At 69.0% G+C, this 24,421-nt stretch carries 21 protein-coding genes; 11 read left to right on the top strand and 10 right to left on the bottom strand.

The genetic code is table 11. The features are described from left to right. Nucleotide 1 precedes the first annotated feature (1 nt). Complete coding sequence (gene ileS, locus ACTWQN_RS29830) at nt 2–3,151, bottom strand: isoleucine--tRNA ligase (RefSeq protein WP_443206933.1); 3,150 nt, start codon at nt 3,149–3,151, stop codon at nt 2–4. A 57-nt stretch (nt 3,152–3,208) separates the two neighbouring features. On the opposite strand from ileS, the gene ACTWQN_RS29825 reads away from it, so the two are divergent. Together ACTWQN_RS29825 and ACTWQN_RS29820 are read left to right on the top strand one after the other, a co-directional pair. Beyond that, entirely contained in the window at nt 3,209–4,117 is a 909-nt protein-coding gene (locus ACTWQN_RS29825) for a pseudouridine-5'-phosphate glycosidase (protein ID WP_443206932.1), read from the top strand. Nucleotides 4,118–4,312: 195 nt separating this feature from the next. Then, on the top strand, nt 4,313–5,101 hold the full coding sequence (locus ACTWQN_RS29820) for an IclR family transcriptional regulator (RefSeq protein ID WP_443206931.1): 789 nt from the start codon (nt 4,313–4,315) through the stop codon (nt 5,099–5,101). A 43-nt stretch (nt 5,102–5,144) separates the two neighbouring features. On the opposite strand, the gene ACTWQN_RS29815 is transcribed toward ACTWQN_RS29820, so the two are convergent. Continuing rightward, nucleotides 5,145–5,927 carry a dioxygenase family protein gene (locus tag ACTWQN_RS29815; protein WP_443206930.1) on the bottom strand — a complete coding sequence of 261 codons (783 nt, stop codon included), beginning with the start codon at nt 5,925–5,927 and terminating at the stop codon, nt 5,145–5,147. Nucleotides 5,928–6,150: 223 nt separating this feature from the next. On the opposite strand from ACTWQN_RS29815, the gene ACTWQN_RS29810 reads away from it, so the two are divergent. Both ACTWQN_RS29810 and ACTWQN_RS29805 read left to right on the top strand, forming a co-directional pair. After that, nucleotides 6,151–7,170 (top strand): zinc-dependent alcohol dehydrogenase, encoded by a 1,020-nt coding sequence (locus ACTWQN_RS29810; protein ID WP_443206929.1) that lies wholly within the window; start codon nt 6,151–6,153, stop codon nt 7,168–7,170. A 175-nt stretch (nt 7,171–7,345) separates the two neighbouring features. After that, on the top strand, nt 7,346–8,209 hold the full coding sequence (locus tag ACTWQN_RS29805) for a fumarylacetoacetate hydrolase family protein (protein ID WP_443206928.1): 864 nt from the start codon (nt 7,346–7,348) through the stop codon (nt 8,207–8,209). Nucleotides 8,210–8,407: 198 nt separating this feature from the next. On the opposite strand, the gene ACTWQN_RS29800 is transcribed toward ACTWQN_RS29805, so the two are convergent. Further along, nucleotides 8,408–8,998, bottom strand: a complete 591-nt coding sequence (locus tag ACTWQN_RS29800; protein WP_443206927.1) for a hypothetical protein — start codon at nt 8,996–8,998, stop codon at nt 8,408–8,410. Nucleotides 8,999–9,424: 426 nt separating this feature from the next. On the opposite strand from ACTWQN_RS29800, the gene ACTWQN_RS29795 reads away from it, so the two are divergent. The 3 genes from ACTWQN_RS29795 to ACTWQN_RS29785 all read left to right on the top strand — a co-directional run bounded on the left by ACTWQN_RS29795 (nt 9,425) and on the right by ACTWQN_RS29785 (nt 15,604). After that, nucleotides 9,425–10,657, top strand: a complete 1,233-nt coding sequence (locus tag ACTWQN_RS29795; protein WP_443206926.1) for a LysR family transcriptional regulator — start codon at nt 9,425–9,427, stop codon at nt 10,655–10,657. Nucleotides 10,658–11,291: 634 nt separating this feature from the next. Beyond that, a complete protein-coding gene (locus ACTWQN_RS29790) occupies nt 11,292–14,129 on the top strand; it encodes a penicillin acylase family protein (RefSeq protein ID WP_443206925.1) in 2,838 nt (945 codons plus the stop codon). Nucleotides 14,130–14,344: 215 nt separating this feature from the next. Continuing rightward, nucleotides 14,345–15,604, top strand: a complete 1,260-nt coding sequence (locus ACTWQN_RS29785) for an amidohydrolase (RefSeq protein WP_443206924.1) — start codon at nt 14,345–14,347, stop codon at nt 15,602–15,604. 21 nt (nt 15,605–15,625) lie between these two features. On the opposite strand, the gene ACTWQN_RS29780 is transcribed toward ACTWQN_RS29785, so the two are convergent. Continuing rightward, nucleotides 15,626–16,171, bottom strand: a complete 546-nt coding sequence (locus ACTWQN_RS29780) for a DinB family protein (RefSeq protein ID WP_443206923.1) — start codon at nt 16,169–16,171, stop codon at nt 15,626–15,628. 14 nt (nt 16,172–16,185) lie between these two features. Then, nucleotides 16,186–16,533, bottom strand: coding sequence for a hypothetical protein (locus ACTWQN_RS29775; protein WP_443206922.1), 348 nt, complete (start codon nt 16,531–16,533; stop codon nt 16,186–16,188). A 22-nt stretch (nt 16,534–16,555) separates the two neighbouring features. Here ACTWQN_RS29775 and ACTWQN_RS29770 point away from each other — a divergent pair, with 22 nt between their 5' ends. Beyond that, on the top strand, nt 16,556–17,188 hold the full coding sequence (locus ACTWQN_RS29770; protein WP_443206921.1) for an NAD(P)-dependent oxidoreductase: 633 nt from the start codon (nt 16,556–16,558) through the stop codon (nt 17,186–17,188). A gap of 47 nt (nt 17,189–17,235) precedes the next feature. Here ACTWQN_RS29770 and ACTWQN_RS29765 read toward each other — a convergent pair whose 3' ends face one another. From ACTWQN_RS29765 to ACTWQN_RS29755, 3 genes are all read right to left on the bottom strand, one after another. Continuing rightward, on the bottom strand, nt 17,236–17,952 hold the full coding sequence (locus tag ACTWQN_RS29765) for an SdrD B-like domain-containing protein (RefSeq protein ID WP_443207001.1): 717 nt from the start codon (nt 17,950–17,952) through the stop codon (nt 17,236–17,238). A gap of 85 nt (nt 17,953–18,037) precedes the next feature. Further along, the gene (locus ACTWQN_RS29760) at nt 18,038–19,402 is read right to left on the bottom strand and encodes an APC family permease (RefSeq protein ID WP_443206920.1); all 1,365 of its coding nucleotides are present in this window, start codon (nt 19,400–19,402) and stop codon (nt 18,038–18,040) included. Nucleotides 19,403–19,439: 37 nt separating this feature from the next. After that, nucleotides 19,440–20,327: a carbon-nitrogen hydrolase family protein gene (locus ACTWQN_RS29755; protein WP_443206919.1), complete on the bottom strand. Its 888-nt coding sequence runs from the start codon at nt 20,325–20,327 to the stop codon at nt 19,440–19,442. Nucleotides 20,328–20,413: 86 nt separating this feature from the next. On the opposite strand from ACTWQN_RS29755, the gene ACTWQN_RS29750 reads away from it, so the two are divergent. Then, nucleotides 20,414–21,178, top strand: coding sequence for a FadR/GntR family transcriptional regulator (locus ACTWQN_RS29750; protein WP_443206918.1), 765 nt, complete (start codon nt 20,414–20,416; stop codon nt 21,176–21,178). 4 nt (nt 21,179–21,182) lie between these two features. On the opposite strand, the gene ACTWQN_RS29745 is transcribed toward ACTWQN_RS29750, so the two are convergent. After that, nucleotides 21,183–21,932, bottom strand: coding sequence for an SDR family NAD(P)-dependent oxidoreductase (locus tag ACTWQN_RS29745; RefSeq protein ID WP_443206917.1), 750 nt, complete (start codon nt 21,930–21,932; stop codon nt 21,183–21,185). A 110-nt stretch (nt 21,933–22,042) separates the two neighbouring features. Between ACTWQN_RS29745 and ACTWQN_RS29740 the strand changes: the two genes are divergently transcribed. Then, on the top strand, nt 22,043–22,408 hold the full coding sequence (locus ACTWQN_RS29740) for an ArsR/SmtB family transcription factor (protein WP_443206916.1): 366 nt from the start codon (nt 22,043–22,045) through the stop codon (nt 22,406–22,408). 183 nt (nt 22,409–22,591) lie between these two features. Here ACTWQN_RS29740 and ACTWQN_RS29735 read toward each other — a convergent pair whose 3' ends face one another. After that, the gene (locus tag ACTWQN_RS29735; RefSeq protein ID WP_443206915.1) at nt 22,592–23,194 is read right to left on the bottom strand and encodes a TetR/AcrR family transcriptional regulator; all 603 of its coding nucleotides are present in this window, start codon (nt 23,192–23,194) and stop codon (nt 22,592–22,594) included. A 142-nt stretch (nt 23,195–23,336) separates the two neighbouring features. Here ACTWQN_RS29735 and ACTWQN_RS29730 point away from each other — a divergent pair, with 142 nt between their 5' ends. Beyond that, nucleotides 23,337–24,392: an aldo/keto reductase gene (locus ACTWQN_RS29730; protein WP_443206914.1), complete on the top strand. Its 1,056-nt coding sequence runs from the start codon at nt 23,337–23,339 to the stop codon at nt 24,390–24,392. The last annotated feature ends 29 nt before the right edge of the window (nt 24,393–24,421 follow it).

The following is a 24,421-nucleotide window of genomic DNA, read 5'->3' as shown; positions in this document are numbered from 1 at the left end:
CTCACTTCCCGCCGCTCTTGCGCAACCACACCGCCAGGCCCAGGTCCGGATCGACGTGTTCGGTGAAATCCGCTGCGGGCGCGGTGGATTCGGCGATGTCGACGGCCAGCACGGCGGCGGCGATCTCAGCGGCGTGCGCGCGCAGCGCCTCGCGCAGCTCGCCACCCGCCTGCCAGCGCAGCACGATCCGGTCCACCACGTCCAGCCCGGCCTGCTTGCGGCCGTCCTGCACGAAGCGGATGGCCTCGCGAGCCAGCCCAGCCCGCTTGAGCTCCGGGGTGATCGTGGTGTCCAGCGCGATGGTCACGTCGCGCTGCGATTCCACCACCCAGCCGGTGCGGGGCACTTCGCTGATGGTCACGTCCTCGGCGGTGACCTGCTCCGGCTGCCCGTCCAAATCGATTGCGGCGCGCCCGGTCGAGCGCAGTTCCCGCGCCAGTGCGGCGGGATCCGCTGCGCTGACGGCCGCCGCGGCCTGCTGGGTGCGGTTGCCGAATCGCTTGCCCAAGGACCGGAAGTTCGGCTTCACCGACACGTCCAGCACTTCGGCCCCCTCGGCGGCGGCGCTGCCGAGCGGGTCGATGCGGCGGACGTTGAGCTCATCGGCGAGGTCGGTGAGCAGCTCCGCCGGTAGCGCGGCGCTGACCAGTACGCGGCCGAGCGGCTGCCGGACCTTGATGCCGCTGCTCTTGCGCGCCGCCCGACCGGCCTCGGCGAGCTGTCGTTCGGTGTCCACTTGGGACAGCAGAGTGCTGTCGACGAGTCCGAGGTCCGGGTCCGGCCAGGTGGCCAGGTGCACTGATTCGGGCGAATCCGGTGCGCCGGGCCGGATGACGTCCTGCCACACCTGCTCGGTGATGAACGGCACGAACGGCGCGAGCAGCCTGGTGAGCACGTCGAGGCACTCGTACAGCGTGCACAGCGCGTTGCGGTCGCCGTCCCAGAAGCGCTGCCGCGAGCGGCGGACGTACCAGTTCGACAGGTCGTCGACGAACTCGGTGAGTGCTCGTCCGGCCCCCGCGGTGTCGTAATCCTCCATCCGCGCGTCCACCTGTTCGGCGAGCCGGTTGACCTTCGCGAGCACCCAGCGGTCCAGAAACGGGCGCTGGGCGGGCGGATCCGCATCCGACGGGATCCAGTCGACGAGTGCGGCGTAGCGGCTGAAGAACGACGCGGTGTTCCAGTACGTCATGAGCACCTTGCGGACGATCTCCCGCAGCGGCCCGTGCCCCACCCGCCGATCCGACCAGGGCGAACCCGTGCACAGCATGAACCACCGCAGGGCGTCGGCGCCGTGCGACTCCATCAGCGGCAACGGCTCCAGCACGTTGCCGAGGTGCTTGCTCATCTTGCGGCCGTCCTCGGCCACGATGTGCCCCAGGCACACGACGTTCTCGTACGCGGAGCGGTCGAACAGCACCGTTCCGACCGCCATCAGGGTGTAGAACCAGCCGCGCGTCTGGTCGATCGCTTCGCAGATGTACCGCGCCGGATAGCTCTTCGCCAACTCCGCGACGCTGCCGGGAGCGTGCGGATAGCCGAGCTGCGCGAAGGGCATCGAGCCCGAGTCGAACCACGCGTCGATGACCTCGGGCACCCGCGTGGCGGTGCGCCCGCAGGTCGGGCAGGGGAACTCGATCTCGTCGAGGTAGGGCCGGTGCGGGTCGAGATCGGTGCTGTCCCGGCCGGTCAACTCGCCCAGTTCGGCGCGTGATCCGATCGCGGTGAGGTGGCCCTCGGCGCAGCGCCACAGCGGCAGCGGTGTGCCCCAGTACCGGGTTCGCGACAGCGCCCAGTCGACGTTGTTGTCCAGCCAATCCCCGTAACGGCCGTGCTTGACGTGTTCCGGGTACCAGTTCGTGCGCTCGTTCTCCCGTTGCAGCGCTTGGCGAACCGAGGTGGTCCGGATGTACCAGGACAGCTGCGCGTAGTGCATCAGCGGCGTGTGGCAGCGCCAGCAGTGCGGGTACGGGTGCTCGAACGTGCTGTACCGCAACAGCAGATCGCGGTGCTGGAGGTCGGCGATCAGCACCTCGTCGGCGTCCTTGAAGAACATGCCGCCGACCAGCGGTACGTCGTCGAAGAACCGGCCGTCCCGGCCGATCGGGTTCACCACGGGCAGCTCGTTGTCCCGGCCGACCGCCAGGTCGTCGGCGCCGAAAGCGGGTGCCTGGTGCACCAATCCGGTGCCGTCCGAGGTGGACACGTACTCGGCGAGCACCACGCGATGCGCGTTCGGGATGTCGACCAGGTCGAACGGCCGTCGGTAGCGCAACCCGGCCAACTCGGTGCCCGGCAGCGTCGCCAGCACTTCGCCGTCCGTACCCAGCACCGCGTCGACCAGCGGTGCGGCCACCACGAAGGTGCCGCGCACGGTCCGCACCACGGAGTAGTCGACGGCCGGGTGCACCGCGACCGCGGTGTTGGACACCAGCGTCCACGGGGTGGTCGTCCAGATCAGCAGGTCGACGCATCGGTGCCCGGCGACCGGGCCGTCGACCGGGAACCGCACGTAGGCCGACGGGTCGTGCACGTTCTCGTAGCCCTGCGCCACCTCGTGGTCGGACAACGTGGTCCCGTCCCGCGGGCAGTACGGGGCCACCCGGTAGTCCTCGACCAGCAGACCGGCGGCGAAGATCTGCTTCAGCGCCCACCAGACGCTGTCGATGTAGTCCGACGACATCGTCCAGTAGGCCTCGGACAGGTCGATCCAGTAACCCATCCGCCTCGTCACCGCCTCGAACGCGCCGACGTAGCGCTGCACCGACTCCCGGCAGCGCGCGTTGAACTCGGCGACGCCGAACCGCTCGATGTCCGGCCTTCCGTTGAGCCCCAACTCCTGCTCGACCGCGAGTTCCACCGGCAGACCGTGGCAGTCCCAACCGGCCCGGCGCGGCACGGAGCAGCCCTTCATCGTCTTGAACCGGGGGAAGACGTCCTTGAACGCCCGTGCTTCGACGTGGTGCGTGCCGGGCAGTCCGTTCGCCGTCGGCGGGCCTTCGTAGAACACCCAGCGCGGACCGCTGGCGGACTGGGCGAGACTGCGCTCGAACACCTCGTGGGTGCGCCACCAGTCGATGATGCGCCGCTCCATGGCTGGCAGTTCGATCGTGGGCGCGACCAGCCGAAACGGTGTACCGGACTGCTCCATCCCTATATGCTCACACCTTCGCCGCGCGCGGACCCGGTGGATTTTGGTGGAGGTGCGATGTCGCTGCCGGTGGTCTCCGAGGAGGTCCGGCAGGCCGTTTCCGACGGTCGTCCGGTCGTGGCGCTGGAGTCGACGATCATCACCCACGGTCTGCCGCGACCGGACAACGGCGAGGTCGCGCGGGCGGCGGAACAGCAGATCCGGGAAGCCGGGGCGGTGCCCGCGACGATCGGTGTCGTCGGCGGAACCGCGGTGGTCGGTCTCCGCGAGGCGCAGCTCGACCGGTTGGCCAGCGATCCCAGCGCGGCGAAGGCGAGCGTGCGGGACCTGCCGATCGCGGCGGCGAAGCGGATCAACGCGGGCACCACCGTCGCGGCGACGTCGTTTCTGGCGCACCGCGCGGGAATCCGGGTGTTCGCCACCGGCGGGATCGGTGGGGTGCACCACGGCGCGGCGGCCAGCTTCGACGAATCGGCCGACCTGGTGGCCCTGGCGGCCACCCCGCTGGTGGTGGTCAGCGCCGGGGTGAAGTCCATTTTGGATGTTGCCGCCACGCTGGAACGCTTGGAGACGCTGAACATCCCGGTGCTCGGCTACCGGACGCTGCGCTTCCCGGGGTTCTACGTGGCCGATTCCGGCCATCCGATCGAGCACCGCGCCGATGCGCCCGAGGAAGTCGCGGACGTGGTGACCGCGCGGGACGCGTTGGGCCTTCCGGCGGCGGTGCTGGTGGCGAACCCGGTGCCGACGGCCGAGCAGTTGGATCCGGAACTGCACGACCGGGCGCTGGCCGAGGCGTGGCGGTTGGCCGCGCAGCAGGGCGTCAGCGGTCACGAGATCACGCCGTTCCTGCTCGACCGCATCCGAACCGCCACCGGCGGGCGGAGCCTGGCGGTCAACATCGCGGTCTACCGGAACAACATCGCGCTGGCGATCGACATCGCGAGTGCGTTGTCCGCGGCCTAGGATGCGTCGGCTGCGCTGGTCAGCCGTCGTGAGTGCGGTGCGTGAAGAGCACTCGCGGGGCGCCGCAAGGGGAAACGGCGCGGCGCTGGGTCGGCTCGGGCGGACGAGCTGCGCGTACCTGGCGCTCCCGCTGTACTGTTCAGTAGGCCGTGCGGGGGCTAGTGCGGCGGGCAGCGGAGCAGGAGGAAATTCGGCGTGAAGGCGGAACCGGCCACCGCTGAACAGGCGGGCAGCGGGCAGAGCGTGGTCAAATCCGCCGATCGCGCGCTGGTGATCCTGGAGTTGCTCTCCCGAGGTCGGCATCGGCTCAGCGACATCGCCGAGACGCTGCGGCTACCGCTGTCCAGCGTCCACGGCCTGCTCGGCACCCTGGTGCACCGCGGGTTCGTCGAGTTCGACCAGACCACCCGGACCTACGGCCTGGGGTTGAAGGCCTGGACGGTCGGGCAGGGCTACACGGGGCACCGCGACATCGTGGGCCTGGCGCTGCCGCTGATGGAGCGGCTCGCCCAGGAGACCGGTGAGACGGTGCAGCTGTCCCGGCTGGACGGCATCGAGAACGTCTACATCGCGATCGCCGAGTCGCCGCAGCCGATGAAGCTGGTGTCCGCGGTGGGGATGCGGCTGCCCGCGCACGCGGTGGGGTTGGGCAAGGCGCTGCTGGCCGGGCTGCCGGACGACGAGCTGGGCCGCCGCTACCACGATGTGGCGTTGGAGCGCTTCACCGAGAACACCGTGAGCGAGTTGTCCGAATTGTTCGCCGAGATCGAGCAGACCCGGGCGCGCGGCTACGCCGTCGATGACGAGGAGTACATCATCGGCTGCCGCTGCGTGGCGATGCCGATTCGCGACCATTCCGGCGATGTCGTCGCCGCCATGTCGGTCTCGGCGCCGACGCCGCGCTGCGGGCCGAACTGGACCGACGAAACCCGCGCACCGCTGTCCACTGTGGTCGCATCAGTGGAGCAGCAGCTCCGCCGCTGACGCGCCGGGCGTTTTGTCCTTGTTCTTGAAGCGAAGGTACTGCTCACGAGCCGAACTGGACCGATCGTTTGGCCAGGCCTCGCCAGAATCCGTCGATGGCGCTGTGCGGCTGGTCGAGGTCCGCTCCGGCCGCGCCCAGCGTCACGAACAGCGGCACGAAGTGGTCGGGGCGCGGGTGGGCGAGTCGGATGGCGGGGGCTTTGTGCTCGAAATCGAGCAGGGCGTCGACGTCGCGCGCTTCGAGCGCCTTCTTGCCCCAGTCGTCGAACTCCATCGACCAGCTCGGGGTGGTCTTGGCGACCAGCGCGGCGAGGTTGTGGGTGAAGAAGCCGCTGCCCACGATGAGCACGCCTTCCTCGCGCAACGGCCGCAGCGCCGCACCGATGTGCATCAGGTGCTCCGGCCGCATGTTCGGCATGGACAGCTGCAACACCGGCACATCGGCGTCGGGATACATCTGCGTCAGCGGCACGTACGCGCCGCGGTCGAGGCCGCGCTCCGGGAACTCCTCCACCGGGGTGTCCGGTTTCTGCAGCAGGCCGCGGACGTGCGCGGCGAGGTCCGGGGCGCCCGGCGCGGTGTACTGGACCGCGTAGAAGCGATCGGGGAAACCCCAGAAGTCGTGGATGAGCGGCACGCTCGTGGTCGCGCCGATCGCCAGCGGGGCGTGTTCCCAGTGCGCCGAGACGATCAGGATCGCCTTCGGCTGGGGTAGCTGGCGGGCCCAGCAGGCGAGCTGGCCCGGCCACACCGGATCGTCGGCCAGTGCTGGAAAGCCGTGGCTGAGATAGATGGCGGGCATCCGGCTGGACGGCGCATCGACCATCGCGGTCCTCCCGGTTCTGGGTTGCCTTGCAGAGGCTAGCCGCTGGTTCGGGTTCGGGGAACTGGACGTGACGAAGCTGGCGCGGTGGGTCACGGCGTGGTGAGACGCGTGCCTCGCGCGGCTGAGCGCACTTGACGGGTGCCGGAATGACCTGCTCAAATTTTCATGAGATTGAACTTTGTTCATACATGTGAAGTTGATCTGGTTGGCATGAGGGGATCCGATGCGCGCTCTGGTGTTCCACGGTCCGGGATCGATCGCCGTCGAGCAGCGCCCGGACCCGGCACCCGGTCCGGGCGAAGTGCTGCTGGAGATCATCGCGACCGGGATCTGCGGCTCCGACGTGCACGGGTTCACCGGCGAGAACGGGCGGCGGCACCCGAACCAGGTGATGGGCCACGAGACGGTCGCGCGGGTGCGCGGCGGCGAGCCATCAGCCGGGACATCGGTCGGCGACGTCGTGACGGTGAACCCGGTCATCGGCTGCGGGCACTGCCCGACCTGCGCGGCAGGTGAGGAGCAGGCCTGCCCGCAGCGCCGGGTGATCGGAGTGGATCCGACGATCAGCTCCGCCTTCGCGGATCTCATGGTCGTGCCGACCCGCAACGTGGTCCCGCTGCCCGCCGGAGTTCCCGAGGAGCACGGCGCCCTCGTCGAGCCGCTCGCGGTCGGCTTCCACGCCGCCCGGCGCGGCCGGTGCAGCGGTGCGGACGCGGTGCTGGTGCTCGGCGGTGGGCCGATCGGTCAGGCGTGCGTGCTCGCCGCCAGGCGGCTGGGCGCCCAGCGGATCGTGGTCAGCGAGCCCGACCCGCAGCGGGCCGCGCTGGTCGCGGCCCTGGGCGCCCGACTGGTCACCCCGAGCACGGTCGGCACCGAGGCGGAGCGGCTGCTCGGCGGCAAACCGACCCTGGTGCTCGACGCGGTCGGCGCCACGGCCACCCTCGCGGTTGCGCTGGAGGTGGCCGCCCGCGCCGCCCGCATCGTGCTGGTCGGCATGAGCGAACCCAGCGTGACGCTGCCCGCCTACGAGATCAGCACTTCGGAACGTGAGCTGATCGGCGCTTTCTGCTACAACCGCGAGGATTTCGCCAGCACCGCGGCCTGGATCGCCGAGGCCGGGGCGCAGCTGGATCAGCTCATCAACAGCCGGGTCGGCTGGTCCGGCGCGCCCGGGGCGTTCCGCGACCTGGCCGCCGGAACCGCGCAGGCCAGCAAGATCCTCGTCGTACCCGCGAACCCATGAGGCCTTGCCTTCACCACCGGTTCCGATAGAAGGTCTTGGGGAAGCTGAATCGTGCTGGTCCAGGGGTGTGTCGCACCTCACCCGGCCCGTACCAGCCGGTGGTGCGGCGGCAGTGCCGATGTTCCGGTACCCGCACCGCCGAGCGAGATGTGCCGCGCACAGGTTAAGGAGTGAGATGAAGTTTCTCAGGTTGGGTCCGTTCGGGGCGGAGCGGCCGCACGTCGCGGACGACCAGGGCCGGGTGTTCGATCTGAGCCCGATCACGGGCGACATCGACGCCGAGTTCCTCAGCGGCGATGGCATCCAGCGGGCCCGCGCCGCGCTGGCCGCCGGTGAGCTCCCCGCGGTCGACGACCCAGGTGACGGCACCGGCCTGCGGGTCGGCGCGCCGATCGCCCGGCCGATGGCGGTGCTGTGCATCGGCCAGAACTACGTCGCGCACGCCGCCGAGTCCGGTTCGGCTCCGCCGGAGGTGCCGATCCTGTTCTTCAAGCACCCGAACACGGTCGTCGGACCCTACGACGAGGTGCTGATCCCGCGCGGCGCCGAGCAGACCGACTGGGAGGTGGAGTTGGGTGTGGTGATCGGGCGCCGGGCCCGCTACCTGGAAAGCGCCGAACAAGCGCTGGAGTGCATCGCCGGGTTCGTGGTGTCCAACGACGTGTCCGAGCGGGCCTTCCAGAAGGAGCAGTCCGGCGGGCAGTGGTCCAAGGGCAAGTGCTGCGAGACGTTCAACCCGGTCGGCCCGTGGCTGGTTCCGGCCGACGAGGTCGCCGATCCGCAGGCGTTGCGGCTGCGGTCCTGGGTCAACGGCGAATCGCGGCAGGACTCCAACACCGCGGACATGATCTTCGGTGTGGCGGAGATCATCCGGGATCTCTCGCAGTACCTGGTGATGGAGCCGGGCGACCTGGTCAACACCGGAACTCCGGAGGGCGTCGCGATGTCCGGGCGGTTCCCGTACCTGGCGGCCGGTGACGTGGTGGAGATGGAGATCGACGGTCTCGGCCGCCAGCGCCAGCAGCTCAAGTCGGCCTGACCGACTGGTCCTGATCCACGACCGTGCCCGATTCAACAAATGTGCCCGATCAACAAGCAGAACGGCCCGGCACCGAAGTTCTCGGTGCCGGGCCGCTCCCGTGTTGGTGAAGAAATGTCGCGGTGAGCCCCGCGCCATTGCGAAGGCGCACCGCGATTTCCAGCGTCGACCCCCAAACACGACGCTGCCTCTGGTGGCTCAGACAGCCAGCTTGCGGGCCTTCGCGTAACGGCCGTTCGCTGGCAGCCAGCACAGCACGATGGAGATGATCGCCGTCGCCAAGCCGACGAAGCCCATGATCTGCAGCATCGCCAGCCCCGGGCCGCTGGTGGCCGCGACCAGGTGCCCGATCAGCGAGAACACCGCGAAGATGGTGATCAGCACGCGGGCCCAGGTCGCGCCGTTGATGGCCAACAGCGTGAACAGCAGCACCGGCACGATGAAGACCAGCAGCAGGATCGACTTGAGGATGAGCTCCGCGTGCGCCGTCGAGATCAGCGTGTCCCACATGTCGAACTCCTTGAGCGTGGCGATCACGTCATCGGTGCCCGAGCCGCCGGTGACCGCGAGGAGTTCGTCGACCCCGAGTTCTTCGGGGTTGCTGTTGATGACGGCCGTCGCGTAGCTCTCGGCGAGCCCGCGGCCGCCAGCTAGGGCATAGATCGCGCCGATCAGGCCGGAGAGCGCGGAGATCCCGGCGATCACCAGCAGCGCCATCAGGGTGGCGGGGCGCTTGAGCGCGGATTTGGGGGTGCCGCTCATCGGGGGAGCGGTCGGGGATTGCGTCACGGCTTGTTTCTCCTTGCCAAGATTCAATGAAAGGGGGGATTTGAGTCGGGGTCCGCGAACGCGGCCGTCACCTCGACCTGTGGTCGTGATGCCGTCGGCCTGGTCGGCCGGGGTGACTTTCGCCGCAGCACTTCCCAGCGGCAGCGGGCTGTTCCCAGGTGGAGAACAGGTCGAGGCAGCCGGTAGCCGTGCTGGCCACCGCGCGCCGCTGCTGTTGCTCGACACGGCCATCTGCAGCGCGGACCCCCGCGCTGTCCGAACAGCCCTCAGCCGACGTCGCGCTCCCGTGGAGCGCAACGATGGTGGTGCGCATGGTGCTTCGCGAATCCTTTCCGTGCAGGCTGCGGTGCTCACGCCACCGCAGGCCCGCGTCCGTGCGAAATGCCCCGATGTCACCGGCTGGGTGCGAACCGAGCCGGGCGGTCGATGAAGGACCGCCGTTGGGGCGAGGCAGATCATTACACCGCGCTGCACCGGTTTCCAGCGCTTCGCGGAAAAATTCCGGAGATTATTAGTTCTGGCACGCGGATCAGTTCGGCGCACTACACTCCGATCCGAAAACGGAAGAGAGGGAAGCATGCCGTGCCGTTAGCCGGAACCACCAGTCTGCCCGCGACGGACTTGCGAAGTCGATTGCTCCAGTCGCCGGCCGCGCTGCTGGATACCACAATGGACCAGCTACGAACGCTGATTCTGGTGCATGAAGCAGGAACCGCGCTTGCTGCGGCGCGCTTGCTGGGACGCGAACAGTCCAGCGTGCAGAAGCAGTTGGACACGTTGAACCGCAACTTCAAGCAGCTCTGCGGGGAACCGCTGGTCATCAAACAGGGACGCGGAAAGCATGTGTTGTTCACCGCTTCCGGGAACGCCTTCGTGGAGATCGCGCGCGACACCTTGCAGGACTGGCTCGACGGGGTGCACGAATCGCGACGACTGCGCGGAGAAATGGTTACTGTCGGCACCACTCGCTTCACTCTCGGTTTCCTGGTTGCGGCCGGAGAGCACGTTGCCGACGAATTCCACGAACGCGGGATCGAACTGCGCGTTACGCACTTGCGGACCCGTGAACTGCTGGCGGCGTTGCGCACGAAACAAGCCGACCTGGTCTGCGGCAGCGTGCTGATCTCCGACGACGACCAGGAAGCGCTGGCGGACTTTGACGTGATGGAGTGGCGGCGCAGCGGGTTGAGCCTGGTCACGAACCTGACCGCCGAACAGTTGCCGAACCGGGTGATCGGGGTCAGCGATCTGCGTTCGGTGCCGCTGGTGATCCCGGCCAGCGGTTTGATCTCGGGATTCCTGCACGGCTGGTTCGGCACCGACTTCCGGGAGAAGCTCGACATCGCCGCCGAAATCGACGACGTGCGCTACGGATTCGACCTGCTGCGCTCGGAACTGCTGCACGGCTGCATGATCGTCACCCAAGGCGTGGGTGAGGCCGCCGGGGACGGGCGGCTGCCAGAGGGCAGGGGGCTGCGCACCGTCGAGCTGGTCAACGACATCGGCCCGCGGATGCACGTGCTGGTCGGCGCATTCACGCGGCGCGGCGAACGGCAGAGCTACTACGCGGAACATCCGTTGAATCTGCTGTGGAGGGCGCTGGAGTTGGAGAACGCGAAGTGGAAGCGGGGCGAGCTCTCCACCGCCAAAGCCTCCTGACTCGGCATCGATTTAGGGAGTGCGCGGGTTGGTTTGCTCTCGCGGTGCGGGTAGCGGAACCTCAGTGCCTGTCTTTGAAGTGGTCGTGTCGGGCAGTCCGCCTCGGGTGAGGTGGGCGATTTCGCGCGAAATCGCCGTCTCCCCTGCGGGGCGGGTGGCGATTTCGCGCGAAATCGCCAGGTCTGCCACTCGCACCGCGAAGCAGGACGAGTTCGAAGACAGGCTCTCAGAGGTCTTCTCGTCTCCGGGATCCCTGACTTGTGTATGTCCGATACACCAGGTCGTGGCTGTCCTCGCGAGATAACTCGGGGTGCGGGGTGTCCCCGCATGGCACTGCCTGAGAACCCGCGGCGGTGCCAGCTGCGAGGGTGGCGGGAAGCGGCTGACGCCGCTTGCCTGACGACCACCTGCGGTCCCGCCCAATCCGCGCGAGCTCTTAGTTGAAAACAGTGGGAGTTGTCCACGGGTTTCTACGGCCCGACACAGCTGATGCGGTAATCGCGGGCGGTTTTCCCTGGTTCCTTCGGGTTTTCGCGTTGGACTGTACGGCGCAATCCAAATGTGAGCGTCTTTCATTCTTACTGTTGAGTAGTTAGCGTCCAGGATCGGTGACAACCGATCGAGAGGACCTGGCATGCCGCGACGTTCGCGCACCACGGCCGCGCTGAGCGCCGCGGCAACAGTCGGTTCGCTGTTGATCGCACCGGCCTCCGCCGCCGCGGTAGTCCCCGAACCCGCCCCGGACTACTGCGGCCAGCAGTGCCACCACATCCTGCCGCCCGGCCAGAACGGCAACGCCACCTTCGCCGACCTCGTCGCGCACATGCTGGTGGGCACCCGGCCGCCGCACTCCGACGACCAACTCGCCAAGTACGCCGGACTCGCCGGGGGCTACTCGGAACTGACCACCGCGACCATCGAGGAGTTCTTCAACGACAACTCCTTCGGCGTGCGGCCCGACGACGTCGAACGGACCTACCAGCCTCGCGAGGACGTCACCATCGTCCGGGACAAGACCGCCGGAGTTCCGCACATCTACGGCACCACGCGGTCCGGCACCACCTTCGGCGCGGGCTACGCGACAGCCGAGGACAAGCTGTTCCTGATGGACGCGATGCGCCGGGCCGGGCGCGGTGAGGTGACCCCGTTCGCCGGTGGCGCACCGGCCAACCGCGAGCTGGAGCAGCGGTTCTTCGCCGCCGCCCCGTACACCGAGCAGGAGTTGCGGCAGCAGATCGACGCGGCCGCCCAATGGGGCGAGCGCGGGCGGCAGGCGCTGGACGACGCGAAGTCCTACGTGGACGGGATCAACAGCTACATCGAGGAATCGCACCGCGGCCGCTACTTCCCCGGTGAGTACGTCGCCACCGGGCACATCGACCCGATCACCAACGAGGGGCGGATCGAGCCGTTCGAGCTCACCGACCTGGTGGTGCTCGCGTCGCTGGTCGGCGCCCAGTTCGGCGGTGGTGGCGGCAACGAGGTGCAGAACGCGGTTGCGCGGATGTCGCTGCACGAGCGGTTCGGCCCGGAGCGCGGCGAGCAGATCTGGTCCGCGTTCCGCGCCGAGAACGACCCCGAGGCCATCAGCACCATCCACGATGGACAGTCGTTTCCCTACGGCGGTGCGCCGGAGGACCCGCAAGGCGCCGCGCTGCCGGATCCCGGATCCGTTGCCCCGCAACAACTGGTGTTCGACCCGACGGGTTCGGCAGCGGAACCAGCGGAACCGGACACCCAGGCTGAATCGGGCAATCCGCCGCCGACGACCGACGATCCGGTGGAGGGCCTGCGCGGCATCTTCGACGACGGCGTGGTGCCAGCCGACATGGGACAACCGCGCGGCATGTCCAATGCGCTCGTGGTATCCGGGGCGCACACCGAAAGCGGCCACCCGGTAGCCGTTTTCGGGCCGCAGACCGGCTACTTCTCACCGCAACTGCTGACCCTGCAGGAACTCCAGGGGCCGGGCATCTCGTCGAAGGGCGCCTCCTTCGCCGGGCTGAGCTTCTACACCTTGCTCGGCCGCGGCCAGGACTACGCCTGGAGCGCCACCACCGCGTCGCAGGACATGATCGACACCTACGCCGTCGAGCTTTGCGAACCCGACGGTCGCCCGGCGACGAAGGACTCGAACTCCTACCGCTTCCGCGGCGAATGCCTGCCGATGCAGACGGTGGAACGCGACAACGCCTGGCAGCCGAACCTCGGCGACGACACCCCGCAGGGCTCCTACCGGCTGGTGTCCTTCCGTACCCGCTACGGCCCGGTGACGCATCGGGCGACCATCGCCGGGTTGCCCGTCGCGTACACCACCGCCCGCTCCACCTTCCTGCACGAGGTCGACTCGATCATCGGGTTCCAGAAGTTCAACGACCCGAGCGCGATCACCTCGGCGCAGGACTTCCAACGCGCCGCCTACGACATCAACTACACGTTCAACTGGTTCTACGCGGACGCCAACGACACGGCCTACTTCAACTCCGGGGCCAACGTGGTGCGCAAGCCGACGGTCGACCCGAGCATGCCGGTCGTCGCCGACCCGGCGTTCGAGTGGCAGGGGTGGAACCCGGCTGACAACACCGCCGCCTACACGCCGTGGCGGGAACATCCGAACTCGATCAACCAGGACTACTACATCAGCTGGAACAACAAGCAGGCGCCCGGAACCGCTGGCGACCGGGCGGAGAAGAGCGCGGTGCAGCGCGGCGACCTGCTCGATCACCGCGTCGGCGAGCACCTGGCCGCCGGTGGCAAGTTCAACCGCGGCACGCTGACCCAGGCGATGGCCGACGCGGGGGTCACCGACCTGCGCGCCGAACGCGTGCTGCCCGACCTGTTCCGGTTGATCGACAGCCAGCCGATCGCCGATCCGCAGACGGCGGCGTTGGTCGACGAACTCCGCGCGTGGCTCGCAGCTGGCGGCAAGCGGGTGGAGACCGAACCGGGCAGCCAGCGGTACGCGCACGCCGACGCCATCGAGCTGCTGGACGCGTGGTGGCCGCTGCTGGTGCGCGGCGAATTCGAACCCGTGCTGGGCGCCCCGGCGTACCAGGCGCTGACCGACATGATGCAGATCAACGAGTCGCCGTCGGGTTGGCAGAACGGCGAGCCCGGCCTGCACGTCGGCCAGGGCCACCAGGGCTCGTCGTTCCAATTCGGCTGGTACGGGCAGGTGTCCAAGGACATCCGCGCGGTGCTCGGCGAGCCGGTGCCCGGCGGGTTCGGACAGCCGCTGTGCGGCGGCGGCGATCCCGGCGCCTGTCGGCAGATGCTGCTGGACACCCTGCGATCGGCGGCGCAGACCCCGGCGGAGCAGACCTACCCCGGCGACGCCGACTGCGCGGCAGGCGACCAGTGGTGCGCGGACGCCATCTTGCAGACCAAGATCGGCGGCATCGCCCAGCACAAGATCAGCTGGCAGAACCGCCCCACCTACCAACAAATCATCGAGTTCCCAACCCACCGCTGATTTGCCGCCTTCGACCTAGTCTTGCGTTGCGGTGCGGGCCAAGCGGCTGGCGCCGCGTCAAAGAAGCTCAAAGACAGGGCGCTGACCCGGTCGGGTGAGCAGTGTTGGGCACCTTTGACCGGCTTACTCGGTCAAAGGTGCCCTTCACCTGTTCAACAACTCTGGTGTGGGTGGGTTATCGCGCTTACCGTCGGGGTGGACGAACGGAGGGTGCTGTGGCTGATCTTGGTGCTGTGCTGGGCCGACTCGATGACATCCGGGATGATCTGACCGCTCTCTACAAGGATTTGCACGCCAATCCCGAGCTGTCCTTCGGCGAACACCGGACCGCCGCTGAGGTTGCGCGCCGCCTGCGAGCCCTGGGCCTGGAGGTCACCACGGGCGTGGGCCGCACCGGTGTGGTTGGGGTGCTGCGCAACGGCGAAGGGCCGACGGTGCTGCTGCGCGCGGACTTCGACGCGCTGCCGGTGCTGGAGCAGACCGGCCTCGACTACGCCAGCACCCAGCGCGGCACCGACCCGGACGGCAACGATGTTCCGGTGATGCACGCATGTGGCCACGACATGCACGTCACCTGCCAGCTCGGCGCGCTCGACCTGCTGGTCACCGCCCGCGACCGGTGGTCCGGCACGATCATGGCGATCTTCCAGCCAGCCGAGGAGATCGGTGCCGGCGCCCAGGCGATGATCGACGACGGATTGTTCGACCGGTTCGCCAAACCCGACGTGTGCCTCGGCCAGCACGTGTTCCCGTTCCAGTCCGGATCGGTGGGCACGATCAGCGGCCCCAGCATGTCCGCGGCGGATGGGCTGAAGATCACCATGTTCGGCCGTGGCGCGCACGGTTCGCAGCCGCAGAACGCCATCGACCCGGTCGTGATGGCGTCGGCGACCGTGATGCGGCTGCAGACCGTGGTGTCCCGCGAGGTCGCCGGGGACGACACCGCGGTGGTCACCGTCGGCGCGATCAGGGCGGGCACCAAGGACAACATCATCCCGGACCAGGCCGAACTGCGGGTCAACATCCGGTCGTTCGACGAGCAGGTCCGGGAGCGGATGATCGGTGCGGTCAAGCGGATCGTGCACGCCGAGGCGCTGGCTTCCGGGGCCGAACGCGAGCCGGAGTTCGAACGCCTCACCGACTTCCCGGTGCTGGTGAACGACCCCGAGGCCACCGACCGGACCACGGCGGCGCTGCGCAAGCAGCTCGGCGACGAGCACGTGTACCAGCTGGATCCGGTGACCGGCAGCGAGGACGTCGGCCTGTTCGGCACCGCGGCCGGTGTGCCGACCTGCTACTGGTTCTTCGGCGGCGTCGAGCAAGCGGAGTACCTGGCGGCGAAGCAGGCGGGCACGCTCAGCCGCGACATCCCGTCCAACCACTCGCCGTTCTTCGCCCCGGTCATCGAGCCGACGCTCACCACCGGAGTCACCGCGATGACCACCGCGGCCCTGGAGTGGCTGGCCGCCCGGTGACCGGTGCCGCCCGCCAGCAGTTCACGTGCCTGTGTTGCCGTCGATGCGTTCGCGCAGCAGGTCGGCGTGGCCGTTGTGCCGCGCGTACTCGGCGAGCAGCTGGCACATGACCCAACGCAGCGAGATCGGCTCGCCGGTGCAACGGCGAACGCCGGTCTCGTCCAGCGAGGCGGCCGCCGCCACGATCTCGCGGGAGCGCGCGCACTCCGCCTGCCAGATCTCCAGCGCGGTCGCGAAGTCGCCGCCCACGTCGTCGAAGTCCTGGTCCGGATCGTCGTCCGAGTAGTAGAGCAGCGGAACGTCTTCCTGGGCGAACTGGATCCGGAACCACCACCGCTCGACCCCGGCCAGGTGGCGCACCAAACCGTGCAGCGACAGCCCGGACGGCTCGATCAACCGCGCGGAAAGCTGCGCGGGCGGTACATCGGCGCACTTGAGCGCCAAGGTCTCCCGATGCCAGTCCAGGAAAGCGCTGAGCGTCTCCAGCTCGGTCCCGGTGGTCGGCGGCTCGGCACGCGAACCCCCCTGGCCCCACCGCTGCGAAGTGAAAACCACCGATTCCGCCATACCCAACCTCCAACTCAACCACCCCCAACCCTCCCACCACCCCCCGACACCCCACCGCCCCCGAGCCCGACGAGCGCGGTTGTGACGAGGGTTTGGGGGGCGGGGTTCGGGGTTTCGGTGAAGTGGTGGAAGAAGGCGTTCTGGAGGCAGGCGCCGAGGAGTAGGGCGGCGGCCGCTGCGGGGTCGGCTTCGGGGTTGATCGCGCCTGCTCGTTGTTCGGCGGCGAGGTAGGCCGCCAGGGCGTCGCGGGCCACGTGGGGGCCGAGGTGCCGGTCTCGCAGTGCGTTGCGGTGTGCTGCCAGCAGGTTCGGCTCGGAGAACAGGGACGCCGCGATCGGGAAGGTTTCGGCGTTAGTGAACACTCACCAACCCAGTGGGGAAACCATGCGGATCACGATCTTCGGCGCCACCGGGGGCACCGGAAAGCACCTGCTCGAACAGGCCTGCGCGGCGGGGCACCAGGTCACCGCCGTGGTGCGGGACCCGGCACGGCTGACCTACGCGCACCCGGAACTGTCGGTGGTGCGGGCCGACGTGATGGATCCCGCCGCGATCCGACCGCACCTGGCCGGGCGGGACGCGGTGCTCTCGGCGATCGGTGCGCGCAGCACCAAGCCGCCGATCACGGTCCAGACCGACAGCACGACCAGCATCCTCACGGCGATGGCCGACGCGGGCGTGCGCAGGTTCCTCGTGGTCAGCACCAGCGGCATGCTCACCGACGGCGACGGTCCGATGAGCAAGTACGTGGTCAAGCCGATCCTGTGGCGCATCCTGAAGCACCCGTGGACCGACATGGGGCACATGGAGGACGTCGTCCGGGCCAGCGAGTCGGACTGGACGATCATCCGGCCGCCGATGCTCACCGACGGGCCGCGCACCACCCGCTACCGGACCGCGACGAACCGGAACGTTCGCGGCGGCAACCGGATCTCGCGCGCGGATCTGGCCGACTGCGTGCTGCGCCAGCTGTCCGATCCGGACTCGATCCGCGCTGCGATCTCGGTCGCCGACTAGGAGCTCGCCCTCGTCCGCACCGGTAGAGCCCCGGCACGAAGCCCGGCCTACTGGGTGATCAGACCGATGTCGAGGTTCGGCACCTGGTTGATCTTGCCGTCGACCAGCTCGATCACGGCGGTCGCGGTGCCGTCGGCCGGATCGGCATCGGAGTCGGTCTCGGGGGCACCGACGTGCTGCGGTGCGAACGCCATGCCCTCGGGTGGCACGAAGCGCAGGACGTAGGTGCTGGTTCCCTCGTTCCGCAACGCGTAGTTCCCGGTGCCGTCGCTGCCGCTGCCCCACCGGCCGATCCAGAACTGGATGTTCGGCAGCAGCGGCTCATCCGGCTGGCGCTGTCCGTCGGCGTTGACGTCGTGCCAGGTCACGCCGGTGATGTCGGCGCCGAGCTTGCCGAAGTCGGCGACGCTGGTACCGCCCGCGGTCACGTCGACGACGACCTCGCTCGGGGTGGTCAGCTGGTAGCCGATCGGGTTGATCCCGACCAGGTACCGACCGGGCGGCACATCGGGAATCTCGTACGTGGCATCGGGATTCGTCCCGACGGTCGCCACCGACGTGCCGTCCAGGTGGTACAGGCCAACGGCGCTGAAGGCGCTGGGCTCGCCGGTCTGCCACCGGCCGTCGACGTTTCGGTCGTAGAAGTTCAATCCGCGCACCGTTGCGGTGTCCGTCGGCTGGGCTGTCGCCGGAACCGCCGCCCCCAGCAGCGCCAGCGCGCCAGCGGCCACGAACATCGTGCGCTTCCCGCATTTCCCGACCATCACGTCTCCGATCGCAGGTGAGAACCGTCCTGCTGGCGTAGACGCGCGATGCCCCCCTCCCGGTTGCCACCGGTTGCGCCCGGCGTTATCGGGTCGCCGGGCCGGGTTTCGATTCGACCTGTTCCGCGAGGTCCATCGTCGGGGGCGGGGTGCGGAACAGGCGGGTCAGGTAGGTGAGGTAGATGATGCCCGCGGCCAGCCAGATCGAGCCGAGCACCAGCGCGGCCCGGTCGAGGTTGACCAGCAGCCAGACGTCGACCACCGCGCCGATCACCGGCACCACGACGTGCGACAGGATCTGGGGCCGTCGGCCCGCCACGCGTTCGTGCAGGAACAGGGCCAGCACGCTCACGTTCACCGCGGTGAAGGCGACGAACGCGCCGAAGTTGATGAACGAGGTCGACGTCGACACGTCCAGCATGAGGGCGATGAGCCCGATCACGCCGGTGAGCACGATGTTGAACACCGGAGTGCCGAAGCGGGCGTGCAGGTAGCCGAACACCTTGCGCGGCAGCACCCCGTCGCGGCCCATGGCGAACAGCAGTCGAGCGGCACTCGCCTGCGCCGCGAGCCCGGAGGCGAACTGCGCGACGACGAGTCCCGCGAGGAACACCGCGGCGAACAGGTCCCCGGCGATGGTCGTGGCGATCTGGAAGGCCGCCGAGTCCGGCTCCGCGAAGCTACCGGGGTGCACCAGCTGCGTCGTGTAGGCGACGAGGACGAAGATGCCGCCGCCGATGAGCGCGATGAGCAGGATGGCCCGCGGCATGGTGCGGCGCGGGTCGACGGTCTCCTCGGTCAGCGTGGTCACCGCGTCGAAGCCGAGGAACGAATACGCGGCCAGCGCCGCACCCGCCGAAACGCCGCCCCAGGTGGTCAAACCGTTCGCGAACGGCGCGCCGCTGAACCATGCGCCCGGACCATCGGCGACGAGCAGGTGCCGCAGCGACAGCACCACGAAGATCGCCACCACCAGCAGCTGGAAGGCCATCAGCAGGAAGTTGGCCTTGTTCGCCACCTTGATGCCCAGCACGTTCAGGCACGTCGTGGCGGCGATGAAGGCGAGGATCCAGATCGAGAACGGCACCGAGGGGAACTGGGCCTGCAGGTAGGTGGCGCCGATCAGCCAGATGACCATCGGCAGGAAGAAGTAGTCGAGCAGCACCACCCACCCGACGAGGAAACCAACCCGGGAGTCGATGGTGCGGCGCACGTAGGTGTAGGCGGATCCGGCCACCGGGTGGGCGCGCGCCATGGTGCCGTAGCTGTAGGCGGTGAACAGCATGGCGACGAGTGCGAGCAGGTAGGCCGACGGCGTGGCGCCGCTGGTGAGTTCCGAGACGATGCCGAAGGTGCCGAGCACGATCAGCGGTGTCATGTAGGCGAGGCCGAAGAGGACGACCGACCCGAGCCGCAGCGAACGGCGCAGGGACGGGGTGGCGTCGGGCATTGCTGGCTCCAGCTGTCGGGACATCGTGGTGGTGCGCTCAGCGTGGCGGTTCCGGGGTCGCCGGAGTCCAGCGGTGGGCCTCGATGCGGCCTTGGTAGAGCGGTAGTTCCAATGGTGCGTCCGCGTCGGTGAAGTGCGCCCACATGCGGTTGAGCCCGGCGGTGCCGACCTCGCGGGTGCGGGTGACGGCGTCGAGGTCGAGCACGTCGGTGAGCAGGGTGGCACCCGAGCCGGGTGCTTGCGCGCGGACCTGGCCCTCGGGGTCGACGACGAGGCTGTGACCGGTGCCGACCGGTCCGGCCGCGTTGACGCTCAGCACGTATACCTGGTTCATGATCGCGTTGGCGCGGGCCAGGACGATTTCCTGCGCGCGGTCGCTGGTGGTCGTCTGCACCGGGTTCACGATCACCTCGGCGCCCAGCCAGGCCAGCTGCCTGGCGGTCTCCGGGAACCAGGCGTCGTAGCAGATCGAGAAGCCGAGGCGGCCGATCCCGGCGGCGTCGAAGACCACGAAGTGATCGCCGGGGTCGTAGGGCTCGTAGGGCCGCCACGGGAACACCTTGCGGTAGGCGGCCGCCAGTTCGCCCTGCGGCGAGAACGCCAGCGCGGTGTTGAACAGCTCACCGTTGTCGCCGCGCTCGCACACGCTGCCCGGCAGCAGCCAGATGCCCAGGTCGCCCGCCAGTTCGGCGAGCTGCTTGGTGCGCGGGCCGGACAGCGGTTCGGCGGCGGCGTTGAGCTGGGCGTCCCGCTCGGCCCTGGTGCCCGACACCCCGCAGAGGTGCAGCTCGGGGTAGGTCAGGAGTGCGCCGCGGGACGACAGGCTGGCGGCCAGCGTCTCGACCTCTGCGGCGAAGCCCGAGAAGGGCGCAGTGGCCGCGACGGGCGTTGCCTGGGCGAGTGCAACGGGCAGTGGTCGAGGCATGCCAAAAAAATAGAGCAAGATGAGCAGTTAAACAAGAGTGCTCATTTCGATCAGTTTTCTCGGCATGCACGGTTAGAGTGGGATTCATGCGTGGCAGCATCGACGCGAACACCAGCCAGCCTGTGGTGTCTCCGGGCAGGCTCACCGCACCGGAGCTGTCCGGAATCCGCCGACTCTCCGCCTTGGAGACCGTGCGCGCGCGCATCGCGCTGGCCGTGGAGCTCGACCTGCTGAAGCCGGGCGAGTGGTTACCGACCAGCGACCAGATCGCCGCGGCGCTGGAGGTCTCCGAGATCACCGCGCGGCGTGCGCTCGTGTCGCTCGTCGGCGACGGCGTGCTGGAGCGGATCAGGGGGCGGGGCGGCGGAACGCGCGTCGCCGCGCGGCCCGCGCAGTCGGCGGTGAGCGCGACGGCGATCTACCAGTCGGCGGCGGCCGAAGTGCGCAAGCTCATCGACCATCGCCTCGTGCTGGAATGCGGCATCACGCATCTCGCGGCGGCCCACGCCAACCAGCAGCACCTGGACGGGCTCGCCGCGCTGGTCGAGGCGATGGACGCGGCGCAGAGCTGGGCCGAGTTCCACGGCTACGACGAGCAGTTCCACCTCGCGGTCGCGGCGGCCAGCGGCGTCCCGTCGGCCATCGAGCAGTACGGGCAGGCGCTGCGCGAGCTCTACCGCTTCTACCTGCCGTATCCGTTGGACTACCTGCGCGAGTCCAACGACGAGCACCGCCGTCTCGTCGCCGCTCTGCGCGACCGCGACCCCGCCACCGCGGTCGACATCGCCGACCGCCACGTCCGAGTACTCCACGAGACGATGTTCATCGGGCTACCCGAGCCCGGGTCGTGAGCCGTCAGGTGAGTTCGAGGCCGCCGTCGACGGTGAGGACCTGGCCGGTCAGCCAGGTGGTGGTGGGGTCGGCGAGGCGCACGATCCATTCGGCGACTTCGGTCGGTTCGCCGCGTCGGCCGAGCGGAACGCGGCTCGCCTCCTCCTGTTCGAGCGAGGTGACGGCGTCGGCGGAAAGGCCGGACGAGGCCAGCGCTTCGCTTTCGGTGGGACCCGGCGCGACGGAGTTGACCCTGATGCGGTCGCCAGCGAGTTCGAGCGCCCAGCTGCGGGTGAGCTGTTCGACGGCGGCCTTGGTCGCGGCGTAGTGCGCCGCGCCGGGCAGCGGCCGGTGCCCGAAGGTGCTGGAGACGTTGACGATCGAGCCCCGGGACTCCCGCAGGTGGGGCAGCGCGGCTCTGGCGAGCAGGCTGGGCGCCGTGACGTTGAGGGCGAACAGGTCGTTGACGCGTGCCGCGGTCGTCTCGGCCAGCGGCATGAACGTGGTGGCACCGGCGTTGTTGACCAGGACGTCGATTCGGCCCCACCGATCAGCCGCCGCGTCGATGACCGCCCGCGGTGCGTCGTCGGCCCGGATGTCGGCGGACAACGTCGCGATGCCCGGGTGAACGGCTGCGGTGTCGGCCAGCGCGTCCTGGCGGCGCCCGACACCGAGGACCCGGGCACCGGCATGCGCGAACGCGATCGCCGTGGCGCGGCCGATCCCGGACCCAGCTCCTGTGACGATCACGACCCGATCAGCGAAGTCGACCATCCGCGCAACGCCCCTTTCCGGGTCTGCCTTCCGCTCTGCTACCGGCACGAGTTGGAGGGCAGACCATCGTTCGATGTTCGTAGAACATCGAACAAGGTAACATCGGCAGCATGCGACAGCCACCGCATCCCCGCATCGGCGAGATCCAGCTGACCGATGTCCTGGGCGCGCTCAGCGACCCCATCCGGGTCGGGTTGGTGCGGCTGCTCTCCGACGGTCAGGAGCGCGGCTGGGGCGAACTGCGGGCGCCGGTCGCGAAATCCACCCTGAGCCACCACCTGCGGGTGCTGCGCGATGCCGGGATCACCTTGACCCGCAAGGAAGGCACCCGCTGCTTCGTCGTGCTGCGCCGCGCGGATCTCGACGGCCGGTTCCCCGGCCTCCTCAAGTCGGTCCTCGACGCCGCGGCGGGCGACGACGTGGGCCAGCAGGTCCACGCGGCGACCGAGCTCCAGCCGCTCGGCGGCGCTTGCTGACAGTGTTCCGGTGCGGACGATCTTCCGCCCTGGGGTGGCGGCCGCGGACCGGTTCGGCAGCAGCGCCGCGATCGGTCCTCGCGCCGGGCGTAGCTGATGCGGGTCGCCCCCGGAGAGCACCAGGGCGAGTGCTCGGCTCGGAACACGACTTTCGTTGCGGGTGCGGAGCTGATCGCCGGGGCCTCAAGCCGGGCATTCGGCGTCGATCAACGCGACCGCTGCGCTGCGCGCATCGCTGATCATGCTTTTGTCGTCACAGGAAGTGGACAGTGCGGTCGCGCCCTCGAACAGGACGGCCAAATGCCTGCCGAGTCGCTCCGGGTTGGTGGCACCTGCTTGGCCCGCGGCCTCGATCAGCCGTTGGCGGAACGTCTCCTTGTGCTCTGCCACCAGGCGTGCGACTTCGGGCATCGCCCCGGCGGCTTCCACGGCCGCGTTGTGGAACGGGCAGCCTCGGACGGTGCCGCCATGATCCTCTTCGAGCCGGTCGAAGATCGCCAGCAGGCGGTCTCGCGGTGTGAGGTCCGTGCGCAGCACCTGCTGCTCGGCGGTGCGTCGGCTCTCCATGTCCAACCGGCGCAGATAGGCCGCAACGAGATCGTTCTTGCTCTTGAAGTGCTGGTACAGGGTCCGGATGGAAACGTGTGCCACCTCGGCGATCTGGGCGACGCCGGTGGCGTGGATGCCTTGGTCGTAGAACAGCTCGACGGCCGTTTCGAGGATCCGCTCACGTGCCCCGCGGCCGCCGCGTCGCGGTGCGGTGTTCGATGCCAGCTGGGTTCCCATGCGCCAAGTATAGCGATCGTTGTACAAGTTTTCGCCGTTGTGCTACGGTCGAAGTAGAGCGATCGATGTACATCGGTGTTGATCGTCGGCCTCCGCGCTGCTGATCCACGCTGCAGCCCCGTCTCGCAGAAAGCCAGTCGCCATGCAGCACTTCACCTTCGGCCGGAACAACGGATTGCGCGTCTCCGAACTGGCCCTCGGCACCGGGAACTTCGGCACGCGTTGGGGCGTGGGCGCGGATGCGGCCGAGGCCCGCAAGATCCTCGACCGGTTCGCCGAAGCAGGCGGGACCTTCCTGGACACCGCGGAGTCCTACCAGGCCGGGCAGTCGGAGGAGATCCTCGGCGAACTGCTGGTCGGCAGGCGGGATCAGTTCACCCTGGCCACCAAGTTCGCCATCGGAGGCACGCCCGACCAGGGCGTGCTGGCCACCGGGAACGGACGCCGGAGCATGGTTCTCGCCGTCGAGCAGAGCCTGCGGCGGCTCAACACCGACCGGATCGAACTGCTGTGGGTGCACTACCCGGACGGCGTCACCCCGATCGAGGAGATCGTTCGGGGTTTCGACGATCTGGTCCGAGCGGGCAAGATCCTCTACGGCGGCCTGTCGAACTTCCCCGCTTGGCGCACGGCCCGGGCCGCGACCATCGCCGAACTGCGCGGCTACAGCCCGATCGCCGCCGTGCAGCTGGAGTACAGCCTCGTCGAGCGGACCGGCGACCGCGACATCCTGCCCATGGCGCAGGCGCTCGGGCTGGGGGCCGCGTTCTACTCGCCGCTGGCCGGTGGCCTGATGACCGGCAAGTACCGCAGCGGGCAGGACGGCCGGATCTCCGCGCTCCCGTCCCTCGTGCGCACCGAGACCAGCGAGCAGGCCACGCGCATCGTGGACGCCGTGCTGGCCACCGCCGCGGAGCTGGCGATCCCGCCTGGGCAAGTCGCCACGGCCTGGCTCCGGCAGCTGGGCGAACGCGCCGCGACGCCGTACGTGACGGTCATCGGACCGCGCACCCCGGAGCAGTTGGACGACTACCTCGGTTCGCTGGACGTCCGGCTCGACGACGACCAGTTCGCGCACCTGGACGAGGTCAGCCGCGTCTCGCTCGGCCAACCGCACGACCTGCTGCTGGCGAGGCGCCACCAAACCCTCGGCGGCCCCGACGCGAACTTCCGCCCGCCGCACAGCCCCGTCGCCTGACACCGCAGGTCCGGGCGATCGCCACTTCG

The sequence above is a fragment of the Saccharopolyspora antiqui genome (genome assembly GCF_052246905.1).
Taxonomy (GTDB): domain Bacteria; phylum Actinomycetota; class Actinomycetes; order Mycobacteriales; family Pseudonocardiaceae; genus Saccharopolyspora.
Note: the sequence above shows the minus strand (reverse complement) of the source record. Positions and strands in the feature narration are given on the sequence as shown.

Excerpts from the sequence above, each read along its gene's own strand:
- ileS (WP_443206933.1), bottom strand. The coding sequence starts at position 3,151 with ATGGAGCAGTCCGGTACACCGTTTCGGCTGGTCGCGCCCACGATCGAA.
- ACTWQN_RS29825 (WP_443206932.1), top strand. The coding sequence starts at position 3,209 with ATGTCGCTGCCGGTGGTCTCCGAGGAGGTCCGGCAGGCCGTTTCCGAC.
- ACTWQN_RS29815 (WP_443206930.1), bottom strand. The coding sequence starts at position 5,927 with ATGGTCGATGCGCCGTCCAGCCGGATGCCCGCCATCTATCTCAGCCAC.
- ACTWQN_RS29810 (WP_443206929.1), top strand. The coding sequence starts at position 6,151 with ATGCGCGCTCTGGTGTTCCACGGTCCGGGATCGATCGCCGTCGAGCAG.
- ACTWQN_RS29805 (WP_443206928.1), top strand. The coding sequence starts at position 7,346 with ATGAAGTTTCTCAGGTTGGGTCCGTTCGGGGCGGAGCGGCCGCACGTC.
- ACTWQN_RS29795 (WP_443206926.1), top strand. The coding sequence starts at position 9,425 with ATGAAGGACCGCCGTTGGGGCGAGGCAGATCATTACACCGCGCTGCAC.
- ACTWQN_RS29790 (WP_443206925.1), top strand. The coding sequence starts at position 11,292 with ATGCCGCGACGTTCGCGCACCACGGCCGCGCTGAGCGCCGCGGCAACA.
- ACTWQN_RS29780 (WP_443206923.1), bottom strand. The coding sequence starts at position 16,171 with ATGGCGGAATCGGTGGTTTTCACTTCGCAGCGGTGGGGCCAGGGGGGT.
- ACTWQN_RS29770 (WP_443206921.1), top strand. The coding sequence starts at position 16,556 with ATGCGGATCACGATCTTCGGCGCCACCGGGGGCACCGGAAAGCACCTG.
- ACTWQN_RS29765 (WP_443207001.1), bottom strand. The coding sequence starts at position 17,952 with ATGGTCGGGAAATGCGGGAAGCGCACGATGTTCGTGGCCGCTGGCGCG.
- ACTWQN_RS29760 (WP_443206920.1), bottom strand. The coding sequence starts at position 19,402 with ATGCCCGACGCCACCCCGTCCCTGCGCCGTTCGCTGCGGCTCGGGTCG.
- ACTWQN_RS29755 (WP_443206919.1), bottom strand. The coding sequence starts at position 20,327 with ATGCCTCGACCACTGCCCGTTGCACTCGCCCAGGCAACGCCCGTCGCG.
- ACTWQN_RS29750 (WP_443206918.1), top strand. The coding sequence starts at position 20,414 with ATGCGTGGCAGCATCGACGCGAACACCAGCCAGCCTGTGGTGTCTCCG.
- ACTWQN_RS29745 (WP_443206917.1), bottom strand. The coding sequence starts at position 21,932 with ATGGTCGACTTCGCTGATCGGGTCGTGATCGTCACAGGAGCTGGGTCC.
- ACTWQN_RS29740 (WP_443206916.1), top strand. The coding sequence starts at position 22,043 with ATGCGACAGCCACCGCATCCCCGCATCGGCGAGATCCAGCTGACCGAT.
- ACTWQN_RS29735 (WP_443206915.1), bottom strand. The coding sequence starts at position 23,194 with ATGGGAACCCAGCTGGCATCGAACACCGCACCGCGACGCGGCGGCCGC.
- ACTWQN_RS29730 (WP_443206914.1), top strand. The coding sequence starts at position 23,337 with ATGCAGCACTTCACCTTCGGCCGGAACAACGGATTGCGCGTCTCCGAA.